12 protein-coding genes are annotated in these 13,233 nt (G+C 72.1%); 4 read left to right on the top strand and 8 right to left on the bottom strand.

All coding sequences use genetic code 11. The features are described from left to right. Positions 1-44 precede the first annotated feature (44 nt). Positions 45-1,136 (top strand): acyltransferase, encoded by a 1,092-nt coding sequence (locus AB0J71_RS41845; RefSeq protein WP_352322467.1) that lies wholly within the window; start codon positions 45-47, stop codon positions 1,134-1,136. Here AB0J71_RS41845 and AB0J71_RS41840 read toward each other — a convergent pair. The 5 genes from AB0J71_RS41840 to AB0J71_RS41820 are packed head-to-tail and all read right to left on the bottom strand — an operon-like array spanning position 1,133 to position 7,605. Beyond that, complete coding sequence (locus tag AB0J71_RS41840; RefSeq protein ID WP_352322466.1) at positions 1,133-2,008, bottom strand: Gfo/Idh/MocA family oxidoreductase; 876 nt, start codon at positions 2,006-2,008, stop codon at positions 1,133-1,135. The two genes, AB0J71_RS41845 and AB0J71_RS41840, sit on opposite strands and share 4 nt — an antisense overlap. Beyond that, positions 2,005-3,297, bottom strand: coding sequence for a hypothetical protein (locus AB0J71_RS41835; RefSeq protein ID WP_364419665.1), 1,293 nt, complete (start codon positions 3,295-3,297; stop codon positions 2,005-2,007). The genes AB0J71_RS41840 and AB0J71_RS41835 overlap by 4 nt, the downstream gene beginning before the upstream one ends. 11 nt (positions 3,298-3,308) lie before the next feature. After that, on the bottom strand, positions 3,309-4,598 hold the full coding sequence (locus AB0J71_RS41830; RefSeq protein ID WP_352322464.1) for a hypothetical protein: 1,290 nt from the start codon (positions 4,596-4,598) through the stop codon (positions 3,309-3,311). Between the two features lie 25 nt (positions 4,599-4,623). Next, positions 4,624-6,717 (bottom strand): glycosyltransferase, encoded by a 2,094-nt coding sequence (locus tag AB0J71_RS41825; RefSeq protein ID WP_364419663.1) that lies wholly within the window; start codon positions 6,715-6,717, stop codon positions 4,624-4,626. Between the two features lie 24 nt (positions 6,718-6,741). Continuing rightward, on the bottom strand, positions 6,742-7,605 hold the full coding sequence (locus AB0J71_RS41820) for a WecB/TagA/CpsF family glycosyltransferase (protein ID WP_352322252.1): 864 nt from the start codon (positions 7,603-7,605) through the stop codon (positions 6,742-6,744). 62 nt (positions 7,606-7,667) lie between these two features. On the opposite strand from AB0J71_RS41820, the gene rfbC reads away from it, so the two are divergent. Further along, positions 7,668-8,213 (top strand): dTDP-4-dehydrorhamnose 3,5-epimerase, encoded by a 546-nt coding sequence (gene rfbC / locus AB0J71_RS41815; RefSeq protein WP_352322251.1) that lies wholly within the window; start codon positions 7,668-7,670, stop codon positions 8,211-8,213. On the opposite strand, the gene AB0J71_RS41810 is transcribed toward rfbC, so the two are convergent. After that, positions 8,152-9,504 (bottom strand): O-antigen ligase family protein, encoded by a 1,353-nt coding sequence (locus AB0J71_RS41810; protein WP_364388448.1) that lies wholly within the window; start codon positions 9,502-9,504, stop codon positions 8,152-8,154. The genes rfbC and AB0J71_RS41810 overlap by 62 nt on opposite strands. Next, complete coding sequence (locus tag AB0J71_RS41805; RefSeq protein WP_352322247.1) at positions 9,501-10,220, bottom strand: hypothetical protein; 720 nt, start codon at positions 10,218-10,220, stop codon at positions 9,501-9,503. Before AB0J71_RS41805 ends, AB0J71_RS41810 begins: the two co-directional genes overlap by 4 nt. A 169-nt stretch (positions 10,221-10,389) precedes the next feature. Between AB0J71_RS41805 and AB0J71_RS41800 the strand changes: the two genes are divergently transcribed. Then, the gene (locus AB0J71_RS41800; RefSeq protein WP_364419661.1) at positions 10,390-11,274 is read left to right on the top strand and encodes a DUF6492 family protein; all 885 of its coding nucleotides are present in this window, start codon (positions 10,390-10,392) and stop codon (positions 11,272-11,274) included. Here AB0J71_RS41800 and AB0J71_RS41795 read toward each other — a convergent pair. Beyond that, the gene (locus AB0J71_RS41795; RefSeq protein WP_364419659.1) at positions 11,271-12,017 is read right to left on the bottom strand and encodes a hypothetical protein; all 747 of its coding nucleotides are present in this window, start codon (positions 12,015-12,017) and stop codon (positions 11,271-11,273) included. The genes AB0J71_RS41800 and AB0J71_RS41795 overlap by 4 nt on opposite strands. Before the next feature lie 257 nt (positions 12,018-12,274). On the opposite strand from AB0J71_RS41795, the gene AB0J71_RS41790 reads away from it, so the two are divergent. After that, the gene (locus tag AB0J71_RS41790) at positions 12,275-13,231 is read left to right on the top strand and encodes a glycosyltransferase (RefSeq protein WP_364388452.1); all 957 of its coding nucleotides are present in this window, start codon (positions 12,275-12,277) and stop codon (positions 13,229-13,231) included. The last annotated feature ends 2 nt before the right edge of the window (positions 13,232-13,233 follow it).

Here is a 13,233-nt window from a genome sequence, read left to right as displayed (position 1 = left end):
ATACATCTCCGGACGCGTCGGAGTACTCCCCAGGGGGCTGCTGAGTGGCCGGAGCAAGCGCGTTACGCACAGGTCCCGGCTCCTCCCGGGCCAACGCCTTCAACCTGCTGCGGCTGCTCGGCGCGTTCGCCGTCGTCGTCGAGCACAGCTGGGTGCTCTCCGGGCACGGCACGCCGCTCACCCCGGCCAGCGGGATCGGCGCCGGCGGCATCGGCGTCGGCGTCTTCTTCCTCATCAGCGGCTACCTGATCAGCGCGAGCTGGCTGGCCGACCCGTCGCCCGCCCGCTACACGCTGCGCCGGGCCCTGCGCATCTACCCCGCGTACGCGCTGGTCATCGTCCTGACCGCGCTGCTGCTCGGGCCCCTGGTGAGCACGCTGCCCGCGGCCGGGTACTTCTCGGGACCGGGCGCGTGGACCTACGTCGCCCGGGGGCTGCTCGTCCAGCCGGTGAGCTACGCGCTGCCCGGCGTCTTCGAGGGGCTGCCCTATCCAGGCGCGGTCAACGGCTCGTTGTGGACGATCTGGGTCGAGGTCCTGTGCTACGCGGGCGTGGCCGTCATGGGAGCGCTGGGACTGCTGCGGCGCCGTACGGTGCTGGCCGGGCTGGTGGCGGTCACCCTCGCCGTCACCACGGTCATCCACCTCACCGGCTACAGCGGCCCCCTGATCCCGCTGGTCGTCTCGGCCTTCGCCGCGCAGCCGCTGGCGTTCTTCGCCCTCGGCATGCTGGTCAGGGAGCTGCGCTGGGTGCCGCCCGCGTGGCTGACCCCGGCCGCGCTGGTGGCCTGGTGGTTGTCGTGGGGCACGCCCGCGGCCAACCTGTGCGCCATCGCCGCCATCACCTGCGCGACCTTCTTCGTCGCCTTCCGCTCGCCGGCGGCGCTGCACCGGCCCACCGGCTCCTACGATCTGTCCTACGGCGCCTACCTGCTGGCCTTCCCCGTCCAGCAGGTGCTGGTACAGCTCGGCGTCCGTACGCCCTGGCTGGTGCTGACGGCCACGGCCTGCGTCGTGCTGCCGTTCGCCGCGCTGAGCTGGCGCCTGGTCGAGGCCCCCGCCCTCCGGCTGCGCCGGCACAGGCCCGACCCCGTCCCGCCGGACGCGGCTCCGGAGGCGGCGGCGGGCGCGCCCTAGGACGGTTCGGCCTGCGCCAGCAGCCGCTGCAGGTGCAGGCCGCGATGCACGTCGATGGGGTGCGGCTCGCCGGTGCGCACGGCATGCGCGAACTCCGCCCGCAGGTTCGCCCTGGTCGCCCCCGAATCCTCCGGGAGCCGGTCGAAGTCGAGGGTCAGCGTGCCGCGGGGGCCGTACAGCTCGTAGTGGCTGCGGCGGCGCGGCGGCACCCGGCCGCAGATCGTGAGCTGGCTGACGGCGTCGTTCTCGTGCCGGCAGGTCAGCGCGAGCAGGCCGTCCTTGTTGCTCATGCTCCTGACCTCCTCGATCCGCCCCAGCGCGGCGTCGAGCAGGTCGAGCCCGTGCGGCCCGGTGTTGTAGAGCACCCCCGCCGTCGCCCGCCACGGGCTGTCGTCGTACGTCCCGTCCAGGAACTCGCCGGTGAGCTGGCAGCCGCGCGCCCCGAACACGGGGAAGTCGCGCAGCCGCGCCAGGAAGTCGCGGATGACCGGCCGGTACCGGTGGGTGAGGACGATCTGCGTGGCCACGCCCGCGGCCGTCACGGCCTGCGCCAGCGCCTCGGCGTCGGCCACCGACAACGCGATCGGCTTCTCCAGCAGCAGGGCACGGCCCGCGCGGGCCGCCCGCACCGCAAGCGCGGCCTGGACGTCGGGCGGCACCGCGAACACGACCCCCGCGCACCGCCCGAGCAGTTCCTCGTACGAGCCGAAGGCCGGCACCCCGTACTCTGCCGCCAGGCGTTCGGCGGCCGGGCGGCTCCTGCTCCACACTCCGGCGAGCCTGGTCTCGGGGCCCGCCGCGAACGTGGGCGCGTGGAAGATCCGCGCCCACGGACCCGCCCCGACCAGGCCCACCTCCACCGGCGCGGTCACGGCGTGATCCGGTAGACGTGGTAGGAGTCGGCCCGCGCGAACGCGTCGGTGAAGGAGCCGCCGCGTACCGGAAGGCGGCGGTTCTCGAACATCACCTCCACGTTCCGCGCCCCGGCGAGGGTGCCGGGCAGTCGCAGCGCGTACTCGCCGGGCGCGGCGTCCTCCTTGGTCATGGCGAAGACGTAGAAGGAGCCGTCCTTCTCCTTGAGCATGGTGTCGAGCCTCGGGCTGAAGGAGTGGGCGTACGACTGGGTGTTGAGCACCGGCGCCAGGCCGGTGATCCTGCGGTTCAGCTCGGTGACGGCCGCCCTGGTCTCCTTGGCGCACGGCTCCCGCAGCACGTGCTGGCTGGCGCAGGGGCCGCCGAAGCTGTGGTTGAAGTAGATGACGCCGCGGGCCTCATGGATGAGGGAGCTCATGACGGCTCCGGCGATCTCGTCGGGGGTGATGGCCCGCCGGCCGTTCGAGCCGGGCCAGCCGAGTTCCACGAACGCGTAGACGGGCTGCCTGCGGCCGTCCAGGGCGTCGAGCTGCCGGCCGCGGTCGACGACCCGCCCGTAGTTGGCGGCGCGCGGGCAGCGGTCCCTCGGGAGCTTGATGAAGTTCTCCGCCTCCGGGCAGATGCCGGTGTCGGTGTACCAGTAGACGTCGGTGGACATGACGTCGGTGTAGCCGTTGACGAACCGGGTCGCCTCCTGGTCGGACTCCCACATGGCGATGCCCTTGCCGTAGTTGGCGTAGTGCAGGCGGCCGTCCCCCTTGGGGAGCCTGTCCTTGAGCGTGCGCATCGCCGTGTAGCCGCAGGGCGGCTTGTCCGGCAGGCACACCTGCCCTTCCCCGCCGTACTTGCCGCTCCAGACGCCGTCCCCGGGGCCGGCGAACATGTCGGGCTCGTCGGCGATCATCCAGCCCACCGTCTCGGCGCCCGCGCCGGGCAGCGGCTTGCTGGTGATGGCGTACATGCCCGAGGAGCGGACCAGGTCCATCCTGCTGTTGGCGGTCAGCTCGACGTAGGTGTTGAGCCCGGCCTCCTTGTCCAGCCGTACGTCATGTTCCTCGACCACGGACTCGAACCAGACGCCGATCGGGAAGAACGCCGGATCGGTCCAGCCCGCCTTCGCCGGGGCGCCGAACCCGGCGTAGTAGGCCGGGCCGCCCTCCCAGGGGATGCGGGACAGGCCGGGGTGGCCGGGCTTCGGTTCCGGCCGCGTGACGAGCCACCCCGCGCAGAACAGCACGACGATCACCGGCAGCACGAACGCCCACCTTGGTACCTTGCGGAAAGCCATGTTCCTCCCAGCTAGGGCCTGATGCGATAGACGTGGTAGACGTGCTCCGCGTCGAACGTGGCGGTGAACCGGCCCTCCTGGTCGGCCGCGATGGGACGGTTCGTCAGATAGTCCTCGATCCGGCCGCTCTTCGACAGGTTCGCGGGCACGGTGAGCGTGTACGTCCCGGGCGATCTGCCGCCCGCGAGCATGGCGAACAGGTAGTAGGAGCCGTCGTACGCCTTGACCATCGTGTCCAGGTCCGGCGCGAAGTCATAGGCGTAGGACTGCGTGTTCAGCACGGGAGCCAGGCGGTCGATCTGGCCATCGACCTCGGTCACCGCCTTCCTGAGCGCCTGGCCGCAGGCGCTGCGCAGCACGTTCTCGCTCCGGCACGCCGGGCCCGCGGCGTGAGCGTCGTAGACGATGCCGCGGGCGCCGTGGATCAGCGAGCTCATCACGGCTCCGCCCACCTGCGGCGGCGTCAGCCCGGCAAGCGCGATGACCGAGAAGACGGGCTTGCGGCGGCCGTCGGCGGCGTCCAGCTCCCGCACCCGGTCCACGGTCGCGCCGTAGTTCGCGGCCCGGCGGCACCGGCCGGACGGCAGTTGCCGCCAGCGGGCGGCCTCGGCACAGATGTTCGGATCGCCGTACCAGGAGACGTCCACCCCGGCGATGCCGGCGTAGTCGTCGACGAACCTGGCCCCCTGCGGGTCGGTCGCCCACAGGGCCACTCCCTTGCCGAACGTGGCGTAGCGCGGACGAGAGTCGTGCGGCAGCCTGCCGTCGAGCGTGCGCAGGACGGTGTAGCCGCAGGCCAGGAGCTCGGGCCTGCACGGCGGCGGTGTCGCGCCCACCGAGCCGGTCCAGCGGGCGTCGCCGATGCCCGCCCACACGTCGGCCTTGTCGGCCAGCGTCCACCCCACCGTCTCCGCGCCCGAGCCGGGCAGCCGCCGGGCGGTCAGCGCGCTCATGCCCGCCTTCCGCAGCAGGCCGGGACGGCTGTCGCCGGTGAGCTCGACGTAGGTGTTGATCCCCATGGCCCGGTCCGCGGCGACCTGCTCACCCCGGCGGACGGCGGCGAACCAGAGCCCGACGGGGAAGAAGGACGGGCGCGTCCAGCCGGCGCCCACCGCCGCGGGCCATCCGGCGTAGGCCGCCGGGCCACCCTCCCAGGGCAGGGCGCGCATGGACATCGACGCCGCCGTCATCGACCTCGGAGCCGGGCTCGCCGGGTGGCCGCGCAGCCAGGTCCAGCCGGCCAGCGCCACCGCGGCGGCCGTCACGACCGCTCCGGCCTTGGACAATGTCAGCAGCTTCACAGCGCCTCCTCCCCCGGGCGCCCGCCTAGGCGGGCGGCGTCCGCTCGACCAGCGCCGCCAGGTCCGCGGCCCGCGCGGCCCACGTCTTGCCGGCCAGCGAGGCGCGTAACGCCGCAGGCGGGCTCGGCGCGCCCTCGACCAGGCTCACCTTGATCGCCGTGATGAAGTCCTCGGGCGTACGCGCCACCCTGACCCGGCCGGCGTAGTGGACCAGCTCGTCGAACGCGGTGCTGACCACCGGCAGGCCGAGCGCCAGGTACTCCTTCAGCTTGATCGGATTGGCGTGCCTGATCCACTCGTTGTCCAGCCACGGCATGATCGCCACGTCGAACCCCGACCCGTACGCCGGGATCACCGAGTACGGCCGGAATCCGAGCCAGTGCACGTTGGGGTACTTGGTCAGCCGCTCGACGTCGCCCGTCGCGTCGCCGACCAGCACGAGCGAGACGTCCGGCAGCTCCGTGGCAACCCGTTCGAGCAGCGCGAAGTCGACCACGAAGTCGTCGAGCGCGCCGAAGAAGCCGACGCGCGGCCCCGGGACGGCCAGCAGATCCGGCGGCTGACTCCCGGGCGGCACCCGGGTGAAGTGCTCCAGGTCCACGCCGTGGTCGAGGAAGTGGGCGCGGTCCCCGGTCAGCGACGACTCCTCGCACATCAGGCCGCGGCCCGCGTAGACCACGTGGTCGGCACGTTCCAGCAGGCGGCGTTCCAGCGCCTGGATCGTGGCGGCGTCCGACTCCGGGAAGGCCGAGTGGCGGTCGGAGCGGTTGAACACCAGGGCGCGGCGGCTCATCGGGCGCACCGCGTCCCAGGCGGTCGGGATCGTCACCACGATCACCGGGCGGCGCAGCCCGAGCCAGGCGCAGACCGCCCGCACCTGCGTCCTGATCAGCCAGGCGTTCAGCGCCCGGCCCTGCCGACTGTTGTAGAGGGGGACGGGAAGCGGCGACATCACCCACAGGCGCGGCCCCACCCGCCGGACGAACTTGGCCACGCTGCGCAGCTTCCTGACGATGCGCCTGGCCGGGAACGTCGTCCGTCCGGGCACCGGCATGCGCATGCCGATGCTGTTGACGATCAGGACCCGGCGCGAGCCGGCGAGGTGGCGCATGAGCTGGAAGTCGGAGTGCGCCCTGTTGTGGTACCACCAGTCCTGGGCGGAGAAGCAGACGTAGGGCGGCGGCTGCGGCCGCGCCGCCCGGCCCGTCCCGGGCGGCGCGGGCCATTCGGTCATCGTGGCCAGCTCGCGCAGGGCGCGCAGATGGCGCTCGCCGTCCCGGCTGCCCCGGCGAGCCGCGCGCAGCGCCTCGTTCAGCGCGACAGCCAGCCTCATGAGCTGGGCCCGGGGCCGCCCGTGCCGCTCGCGGTGCAGGCGGACGCGGTTGAGCGCGGCCAGCGTCCACAGCGGGCTGGAGTTGGCCTGCTCGCCGCCGAGGTGGACGGCGTGCGCCCGCGGTTCGTAGGCGATGGCGAACCCGTGGTCGCGGGCGCGCAACATGTACTCGGTCTCCTCGGAGTACAGGAAGTACCGCTCGTCGAGCAGGCCCACGGCGTCCAGGCAGGCTCGGGAGATCAGCCAGGCCGCGCCGGTCGCCCAGTCGGGGCTGCCCGGGCTGTCGTAGCGGCGAGGGTCCACGACCAGTTCGCCGAGCGGCGCGTACCTGCCTGCTCTGAGCCCGCCGAGCAGGGCCTCGCCGAGCGCCCTGAGCACGGTCGGACGACGGCGCAGCGACAGCTGGAGCGTGCCGTCCGCGTCCGTCAGCCGAGGCACCGCGATGCCCGCGCCCGCCCGGCCCAGCCGCTCGCGCAGCAGGCGCACCGAGCCCGGTCCGAGCCTGATGTCGGCGTTCAGCACGAGGACGTCACAGCCGGGGGCGGCGGTGATGCCCGCGTTCACGCCGGCCGCGAACCCTCCGTTGCGGCCCGTCCTGACCAACTCGACGCGCGGCCCGGCGGCGAGCACCCGATCCACCGTGTCGTCGGCCGAGTCGTTGTCCACCACGATCGTCCTGGCGGCTCCCGCCCCGCGCAGCGCGGGCTCCAGGCTGGCCAGGCACTCCTCGATGATCTCGCCGCTGTTGTAGGTGACGATGACGACGGCAAGCCCGGGCACGCTCATCTGCGGAAACCAATCTCTGGACGGTCAGGGACGGTGGTCTGCGGTCAGGCGCCGCCACGCGGTCCCGGCCAGCAGCCTGAGCGCGAAGGGCAGGTCGTCGCGCAGGTATCGGCGCACCAGGCGGCGGGGCTCCAGCGCGAGCCGGAAGATCCATTCGCCGCCCGCGCGCTGCATGGCGCGGGGGGCCCGCCTGAAGTGCCCGGCGGCCATCGGGATGCCCGCCCCGCAGCCCAGGTACCAGGCGCGCGGCAGTTCGGGGCGGAGCGCGGCCATGACCCGTTCCTGCTTGGGGAAGCCGAGCCCCACCAGGACCAGGTCGGGCGCCGCCGCGCGGACCTCCCGCACGACCTCCTCCATGCCGCCCGGCTCGCGCTCGAAGCCGAAGGGCGGCGAGGACGAGCCGGCCACCCGCAGTCCGGGGCAGCGTCCGGCGAGCACCTCGCCCGCCGTCCGCGCCACGCCGGGTTCGCCGCCCAGCAGGAACACCGAGCGTCCTTCGCGCGCGGCGCTCTCGCTGAGGGTGAAGACCAGCGAGGCGCCGGTGACGCGGTCCGGCAGGGCCAGGCCCGCCAGCCTGGCGGCCCACACGACGGGCATGCCGTCGGCCACGACCAGTTCGGCCTCCGCCACGAGCGCGGCGAGCCCGGGATCACGGGTGGCGGCCCTGACGATGTCCACGTTCGCGGTGACGATCGAGCCGCCGCGGCCGTCCCGCCAGCCCTGAGTGACCAGGCCGGCGACCTCGGTCTCGGTCAGGGCCATGACCTCGACGGCCCCGACACGGGCGCGTGGGACGACTTCGTACGGGGAGTGGTCCACCAGGATGCCCTCACCCTCCTCGGGCTTGACGCCACTTGACCCGCGCCGCCAGTCCTTCCTTTTTGTCATCGGAGGAGGGCATTCTCCGTTACACACTGGATGCCAGAGTCGTCAGAGGTCAGGATGGCTTCATGAGAGTCGAGCGCGGCGCGCTGGCCGGGACCCTGCTGTTCGTCCCCACCCCTCACCTCGACGATCGCGGCCTGTTCACCAGGACGTTCGACGCCGCGATCGCCAGGGAGCACGGGCTGGACCCGGCCGCCTTCATCCAGGACAGCCAGTCGCGCACGGTCGCCGGCGGGATCAGGGCCCTGCACGGCAGGTCGGGGCGCGGCGAGGCCAAACTCGTCAGGTGCGCGCGCGGGGCCGTCCACGACGTGCTGGTCGACGCGCGTCCCGGCTCGCCCACCTTCGGCGAGCGGATGACGGTGGTGCTCGACGACCGTGCCTTCACCCACTTGTACGTGCCCCCCGGCCTCCTGCACGGCTACCAGGCGCTCACCGAGGCCGACGTCTGCTACCGCATCGACCGGGAGCACGACCCGTCCGAGGACGTCTCGGTGCGCTACGACGACCCCGACCTGGACATCGCCTGGCCGCTGCCGGTCACCGCGATCAGCGCGCGGGATCTGGCAGCCGGCTCGTGGAAGGAGGCACGGCGGCGCCTGGGGGCGTGACCTCCCGGCGTACCGCCCGCAGCAGCGCGCCGGCCAGGCCGATCAGCAGGAAGGCCAGCGAGTTGGCGGTGCTGAAGGAGTTGAGGTCGAACGTGGCGCAGCCGATCAGCGGCACGGCCAGGCACGCCGTCAACGTCAGCCCGAGGTCCTTGGCGCGCACGTCCGCGCTGATCCTCCTGGCCCGCATCGCCGCCCACATCCCGATCAGGAAGAGCCCGACGAACGCCAGCAGCCCCAACACCCCGCCCTGCACGCCGGTCAGCAGGTACTGGTTGTCGAAGACCGGGTGGTGCGGCGGGAACCAGGTGCCGTTCCCCCGCCCGAGCAGGGGATGCCGGGCGAACTCGGAGACCGCGGTCGAGTAGTCGTTGGTCCGCCAGCGCAGGCTCTCGTCGTTGTCCAGGTTGGTGAACAACCCGAAGATCGCCCCGAGCAGCCCGGGGACGAACAGCCGCAGCAGGACGAGGAACCCGACCAGCCCGGCCGCCGCCCTGAGCCGCCTGGCGTTGTTCCAGCCCACCAGCAGGATCGCGCCCGAGGACGCGAGGCCCAGCACCGTCGAGCGCGAGGCCGAGAACGCCATGCCACAGGCGACCAGCGAGCACAGGATCCACCAGCGCAGCGCGGGCACCCTGCGCTCCCAGGCGTCGTAGGCGTAGTGCAGCGCCACCGGCAGCACCATCGCCGACACGACCCCGAACTCGATGGGGTGCCCGGCCGTCGAGGCCACCCTGTTGACCCCGTTGCGCTGCAGGATCGTCTCCTCGACCGCGCGCAGCCGGGCGCCGGGGACCTGCATGTACTGGGTGATGTCGAACGACAGCAGGAACTGGATCCCGCCGATCACGCCCATGACGGCACCGGCGACGACGAGCGTCTTCAGCACCAGGTCGAGGCGGTCGCGGCCGGACACGCCGTCCACGGCGAGCAGCGACATGCCGACGATGCCCACCGTGATCACCAGGATGTGGTCGGACAGCTCCAGCTCGTAGGAGGGCAGGTAGCCGGCCGCGGTGTAGCCGTAGGTGATCAGGAAGGCCAGCACGTAGAAGTAGATCCCGTACCTGACCGGCGACGGGCCCTTGGCCGCGCCGAGCGTGCTGGTCAGGTGGGCGCAGAACCACCACACGGCGGCGAACAGCCCGACGGCCTCGGCGTAGGTGAGGTCGAACGGCAACCCGCCGATCACCTGGCGGGCCGGCACCAGCATGAGGACCACCACGAAGATCGCGCACAGGGTGGCGCCGTCGGCGCTGCGCACGGCTCCCACGGGACGAGGGGCGACGTTCAAGGCCGCAACACCGCTTCCTTGTCCGGGGCGGACGTTCCCGCGTCGTCGGGCGGCCCCTCCTCCCGCCGCCTCCGCAGCCCGTCCATGATGCTCTCGGCGGCGAACGACGAGCCCAGCGCCGCCATGACGCCCAGCGCGAACACGGCGGCGGCCGTACGGGTCTTGCCGCCGCGCTGTCCCTGGGGTTCGGTGGGCGCGACCATCTCGGTCAGGTTGATGTACGTCTCCGGCGGGGCGTTCAGGACCTGCTGCCGCCGCTTCAGCTCGACCTTCGCCCGCTCGGCCACCCGCTCGACCAGCGCCTTGGCGTCCTGGGGCGAGCGGCTGGTGCCCTCGATGACCACGAAGGGCGCGCTGATGAGCAGCTCGGGGTTGGGGTGGCCGTTGTTGACCTTGTAGCTGGTCGTGGAGTCGGGCCGCACGCCGAGCTGCCCGGCCACCTCGGGCCCGTTGAGTATCTGGACCAGCACCGAGGCCGTCATGTTGAGACCGCCGTCGAAGTTCAGCATGGGGTTGACCAGCGGGTTCGGCTCGGTGGGCCGCGCCGGCCGGTAGGAGCCGCTGGTCGGCACCGTGAGCACCAGGAGCGAGGTCGAGGAGTACTGCGTCGGGATCGTGGCGTATACGCCGTAGGCGAGCGTGAGGGTCAGCAGCAGGGCGGGGAGTGCCACGTACCAGCGGCGCAGGAGGACGGTGATCGCTTTCCAGAAGTCCAACACAGCCCCCAGACAGGTTTCCCCCGATATCCAGGCAATCGCCAGGAACGCGGATGGTGTTACCCCTCACCTGTAACGTGCCAAAGTCGCGCGTCGATAGACGGTGGGCCGACACAGCCGTCCACGAAAGGTGAGCCGTGGAAGAGTGCCGCGCGCCGGAGGGCCGACCATGAGGACGCTCTCGGTCGTGACCCCGAGCTACGGACCCGATGCCGGGCAGTTCGCCGACCTGCACCGTTCGGTGCTGGAGTGCACCCCCGACGACACGGTCCACCACGTGGTCGTCCCGGCGGCCGACCTCGGGCTGTTCCGGGCGTACGAGGGGCCGCGCTGCCGGGTCCGGACGGTGGAGAGCCTGCTGCCCGGCCGGTACGTCAAGGTGCCGCGGAAGGGCCTGTGGGTCAACGTGCTGCGGCCCTGGCCCCCGGTACGCGGCTGGGTGATGCAGCAGATCGTCAAGCTCGCCGCCACCGCGGCCATGGACACCGACGTGGTCCTGGTGGCCGACTCCGACGTGGTGCTGGTCCGGCCGGTCACCGCCGAGCGCGCCCTGATCGACGGCCGCGTGCTGCTGCACCGGCTGGAGGACGGCGTCCATCCCCTCATGACCCGGCACGTCCTGTGGCATCGCGTCGCCCGCGAGCTGCTCCGGCTTCCGCCGCCGCCCGAGCCGCCGCTGCCCGACTACATGAGCCCGCTGACCTTCTGGCGGCCGGCCGTCGTACGCGCCCTTCAGGACAGGTTGCGGGAGACCACCGGGCGGCACTGGATCGACGCCTTCGGCTCGCGGCTGCACGTGTCGGAGTTCATGCTCTACGGCGTCTTCGTGGACGAGGTGCTCAGCGCCACGGAGGGCCGCCCGCCCTCGGACACCTCGATCTGCCACAAGAACCCGGACGAGTCGCCGATGGACCTGGCGACCGCACTCGACTTCGCCGGACGGCTGGGCCCCGGCGCGATCGGCATGCTGATCTCCTCCAAGTCCGGCACCCCCGACGACGTGCGGCAGGCGGCCATCAGGCGCTGCACGGAGATCGCCGGCCGGACGCCCTAACGATGCGGGTTCGGCGCGGCCTGTCCGTCAGGAACGTCCTCGTCGTCGGCGACGCTGTTCAGCGGGGTGCCGGCGGGAACCTGGCCGTTGGCGGAGTGTTCCTTGGCGGGCGTCCCCGCCGCCACCTCGGCCTCCTCGGGCGCGTCGTCGTCCGCCTTCGCGGTCCCGGCCGGCGGGCGGCGGGGGAAGAGCCCCCGCACCACCACCCCGTACGCGCCGGCGAGGCCGAGGAACAACGTGGCGACCAGCACGCCCACGGCGAGCTGCGTCCGCCGGGCGCCGTCGTACTCGGGCGGCAGCAGGGCGACGGTGTTGATCGCGATGAACGTGGTCTTGGGCGCGCCGAGCTTGGTCTGGTAGGCGATCAGCTCCTCGCGCAGGCGCTGGTGCGCCCGCTCCAGGATGCGCTGGGCGGTCCCCGGCTCGCCGCTCTCGACCTTGACGTGCAGGAACGGGCCGAGCGTCACGACGCCGAGCAGGTCGGAGTTGGACCGTCCGTCGTCGATCACGACCTCGGTGCCGTCGTTCTCCCGTACGCCCAGCTTGCCCATCTCCTCCTTGCTGTTGATCGCGACGATCAGGATGCCCGCCACGGTCCGCAGCCCGTCGTTGTACTGGAGCAGCGGGTTGGTCAGGCCGACCGGCTTGGTCGGGTCCATGGAGAGCGTGCCGCCGCTCGGCGGCGCGGTCAGGATGAGGGACGACTCGGCCTTGTAGCGCGACGGGCCCAGGAGGAAGGCCACCGCGGCGAGGAGGAGGCCGGCGGCGAGGATGGGGATGACAATGTTCTTCCGTCGAACGAGCCGCAGCAAATCGTTCCAAAAGGCCATTGTCCCGACCAACCCCCTGCCAGTACGGGTTTGTCTCGCCATATTGCGATGCAGATGGCTTATCGTGTCCAGAAGGTGGGATGTTACGAATGGTTAGTACATCTTGCCGCACGGCACCCTTCGCGAGACCATGTCGCCCGCCCGCCGAAGAATCCTCGAGAGGTCGCCGGATGACGTCCCGAATTCCGGAAGAACGTTCCACAGCGTCCTTGATCGGCCAGGCGGAGCCGCCGATCGGCGTGGGCCTGCCGGTCTACAACGGCGAGCCGTACCTGGCCGGCGCGTTGCGTTCGGTGCTCGCGCAGAAGGACGCCGACTTCGAACTGGTGATCGCCGACAACTGCTCGACCGACGGCACCGAGGAGTTGTGCCGCGAGACCGCGCGGACCGATCCGCGCGTGCGGTACATCCGCAGGGACCGGAACATCGGCGTCACGGCCAACCACAACGCCCTCATGCACGAGACGCGCGGCGAGTTCTTCTCCTACGCCACCTCCGACGACGAATACCGCGAAGACCGGCTCGCCCTGCTCTCCGCGGCACTGCGACGCCATCCCGAGGCCGCCGCGGCCCTCTCGGCCGTCGAGGAGATCGACGAGGACGGCCAGACGATCGGCTTCTGGCGGGACGAGTCGCCGACGGTTCAGCCCGCCCCGGCCGCCCGGCTGCGCCACCGGATGCTCAACTACGACGACACCATGCACTTCTACGGCCTCATCCGCCGCGAGACGCTGCTGCGGGCCAGGCCGCTGGAGCCGATCCTGCCCGCCGACCGGGTGATCATCGCGGGCTGGGCGCTGTTCGGGCCGCTCGTCGTGGTGGACGAGCCGCTGCTGCGGCACCGCAACCACCCGGGCAGCGACAGCCAGGCCAACCACGCCCGCCGGTACCGTGCCCGGGAGATGCCCGGTGACCAGCGCTTCTTCCTCCCCAACGTGGAGGAGGGCAGGGCGCTGCTACGGGTGATCCACGCCGCGCCGATGGGCTTCGGCCAGCGGTTGCGCGCCTACGCGGCGTTGCGTCCCTGGCTGGCCAGGAACGCCGTGCCGATGGCGCGCAACGTCGCCCATTCCGCGATCGACGTGGCGCGCAGCCTGCGTCCCCGGCGCGCGGACCCCGGGCCCTGACC

It is taken from the genome of Nonomuraea sp. NPDC049637, assembly GCF_040675235.1.
Taxonomy (GTDB): Bacteria; Actinomycetota; Actinomycetes; order Streptosporangiales; family Streptosporangiaceae; genus Nonomuraea.
Note: the sequence above shows the minus strand (reverse complement) of the source record. Positions and strands in the feature narration are given on the sequence as shown.

Excerpts from the sequence above, each read along its gene's own strand:
- AB0J71_RS41835 (WP_364419665.1), bottom strand. The coding sequence starts at position 3,297 with ATGGCTTTCCGCAAGGTACCAAGGTGGGCGTTCGTGCTGCCGGTGATC.
- AB0J71_RS41825 (WP_364419663.1), bottom strand. The coding sequence starts at position 6,717 with ATGAGCGTGCCCGGGCTTGCCGTCGTCATCGTCACCTACAACAGCGGC.
- AB0J71_RS41820 (WP_352322252.1), bottom strand. The coding sequence starts at position 7,605 with ATGACAAAAAGGAAGGACTGGCGGCGCGGGTCAAGTGGCGTCAAGCCC.
- rfbC (WP_352322251.1), top strand. The coding sequence starts at position 7,668 with ATGAGAGTCGAGCGCGGCGCGCTGGCCGGGACCCTGCTGTTCGTCCCC.
- AB0J71_RS41800 (WP_364419661.1), top strand. The coding sequence starts at position 10,390 with ATGAGGACGCTCTCGGTCGTGACCCCGAGCTACGGACCCGATGCCGGG.
- AB0J71_RS41790 (WP_364388452.1), top strand. The coding sequence starts at position 12,275 with ATGACGTCCCGAATTCCGGAAGAACGTTCCACAGCGTCCTTGATCGGC.